Here is a 2638-nt window from a genome sequence, read left to right as displayed (position 1 = left end):
TGTCTCCGTCCAAGTCTCCATCCTTGTCCGGATAGAACATTCGCGGGGCTTGCGCATTGCATTCGACACCATTCTGGGCGGCATTGCAGACGACCGTCCCAGTGCAACTCAGGTTGTTGCAGGAATTGCCCTTCGTGGTGAAGGTCTCGTCAGTATTCCCGTCGCAGTTATTGTCCTTGTTATCACAAAGCTCCGGTTTACCCGGCGCGACGCTGTTGTCATCGTCTCTGCAGTCAAACGGAGGGCCCGCAGGATAGTTCTTATACCTCGCGCCGGGCGAGGCACATTGAAAGGTGGCTCCTGCTCGCGGCACTCCGTCCCCGTCGTCGTCCAGATACCAGTTCTTGTCGAAGCCCTCGTCGGTGGCTCCGTTGCAGTTGTTGTCTTCGTTGTCGCAGACTTCGGCCTTGCCAGGAGCGGCGTTCTCATTGTCGTCCCTGCAATCACCGCCAACCGTCACATATCCACGGACGCCGGCCACTGGGGCACAGTGCTGAATCGCCTCGCCACCCACCCCGTCTCCATCCAAGTCCCGGAACATCGCAACCAGAGGCAGTCCCTCGTCGACCCCGTTACGACAGTTGTTATCCTTGTCGTCACAGACCTCCTGCTGCGAGGGGTTGCGCATCGCGTCCCCATCGTCGCAGTCCGTGCCGCCCTTCCCCGCATCGCTCGAAACGGCGACAAAACCGTCCCCATCCGCGTCCGGGGTCACAAGCGTCACCGCCGTACCTGGCTTGGCTCCAGTTCCCGAAAGGTCAACTGGCAGGACCACCTCGTCCACCTGCTTGCCACCACAGCCCTGCTCGCGCGCGGTAATGGTGACCTGAAGCTTCTTTCCCCAATCCCCTGGGCGGAGGACATTGAGAACAAGTGGTGGCGACGTCCTCGCGAGCAGGTCGCTTCCAACGGTCTGCTCCGTGAAATTCTCTGAGTTCGCCACATCCTGGGTCCGCATCACGATGCACCCAGTCTTGAAGCTCGGCGTGTAGTGAACCGTGACACGAACGGTTCGCTCCCCCGCCAGCTCTTCGAGACTCGGTACGGAACAACCACTCAGCACCAGCAGGCTGGCAACACCCCATCCCCCCATGCGGTTCATCGCGCACCGCCCTGGGCCACGGACTCATCGGTGGAGCCCATCAGGAGCCACGTAGCCAGGGCCCCAACGGTCGCCGCAGCAGCCGTACCGAAGAGGACATTCGCCGTCGTCGCGCTCCCTTGGGCCCGGGAGTGGTGTCTCTCCAAGTCCTCGTAAGCTTGAGCGGCCCGCGCATCCTCGACCTGACCGCGAGAGGACAGCCCGAACACAGCCCCTGTTCCACCCGCCGCCACCCCAGCCCCCAGCAGCACCATGCTCAAGAGCGGCACTCGCCGCCCTGCAACCCGAAGACCTCGCCCATCCTCTTCGGACGTGGAGTTCAATGCCCAATCGGGAGAAGGGGATGCACCGGAGGTATCTCCCTCCGGCATCAAGCTTGGGCGCCTGGTCTCTCGCCCCTCTTGGCCTGCGGCCACCGCGCTCCCATCCCCACGTTGAGGGGCCTTCAGACCTCCCCGAGCCAGCTCGTCGCGCACTCCTTGCCGCTGCGTCTCGAACTCGAGCGACACCTTCGGGGAGACTTTCATTGGGAGCTGCGCATCGGGACGGGTCAGCAGCGCTGAGCGGAAGTCCGCCCGTGCCTCCTCCCACTTCCCCATGTCCGCACGGATGATGCCTCTCAACAATGAGAGGGAGACCGCCTCCCCTTCATCAAGCGGCAACCGGGCGGCGAATTGGAGCCGCTCCAGGGCTACCTCATATTCGAGGTCTTCGTAGAGGCGCTTCGCCTCGGCGAGATGGCGTTGGACTTCGGCAGATGCGCTGGCGGCGCCCAATGGCAGGACCACGGACACACAAAGGACGACCGCCAGGCATTCCCCCCACAGGCATGACTTGGTCATGCCTGGACCTTAATCCCAGACCAGAATATCCCCAAATCCAGGACAGGGGACCCCATCCAAGAAGCCACGCTCAGGTCAGCTTTCCAGAGCGTGGCTGGGACTGCGGTCAACGACTACGGCTCCGGGTAGTGGAAGACGCGACCGTCCTCACCGACGATCCAGATGTCTCCGCTCGCGGTGATGGCGATGTCGTTCAGGGGCACGGTTGCCGTGGCAGGAGAGAGGTCCAGCCCCTTGGCCCAGCCGAACGGTGTCAGGCGGCGCAACCTGCCATTCGCGTTCCCATCCACGATGTAGCACTGGTCCGCCAACAGACGCTGCGCTGAGCTCTGCGGGTCATTGCGCATCACCACGCTGGTGAAGGGGACATTCGCGCCCCCAGGTGCGTCAACCCGGTTCCAGGTTACATTCCCATCCCAGCGCCACGCAGCCCCGTTGTCACCTACCGCGCAGGCCTTGTTGGCGGCACCCATCCACACATCCCGCACAATACCTGCCGTGTTCCCTGGCAGATGCGAATGACTGGCGACCGTCGCGGAGCCACCTGGCGTCACCGTGTAGGCACGAAACCTCTGCCCACTACCACTTCCTGTCGTACCGCCAACTGCAAGAAGGAACTCCTCCTGCAGCCCGTGCATCCCGTAGAAGTTGACCACATTGTCGTCCAGCTCGGTAAACGGCGACGCAGGCGGTT

The 2638-nt window shown here is 62.9% G+C and carries 1 protein-coding gene and 1 pseudogene; both read right to left on the bottom strand.

Annotated elements, in window-relative coordinates:
- On the bottom strand, positions 1 to 1102 hold a 1102-nt coding region (locus LXT21_RS44635), incomplete at its 3' end, for a putative metal-binding motif-containing protein (protein WP_254044377.1).
- A gap of 955 nt (positions 1103 to 2057) precedes the next feature.
- A pseudogene (locus LXT21_RS44630) lies at positions 2058 to 2638 on the bottom strand (hypothetical protein); the annotation flags it as partial.

Origin of the sequence: Myxococcus guangdongensis, assembly GCF_024198255.1 — a bacterium.
In the GTDB taxonomy this organism is placed as follows: Bacteria; Myxococcota; Myxococcia; order Myxococcales; family Myxococcaceae; genus Myxococcus; species Myxococcus guangdongensis.
Note: the sequence above shows the minus strand (reverse complement) of the source record. Positions and strands in the feature narration are given on the sequence as shown.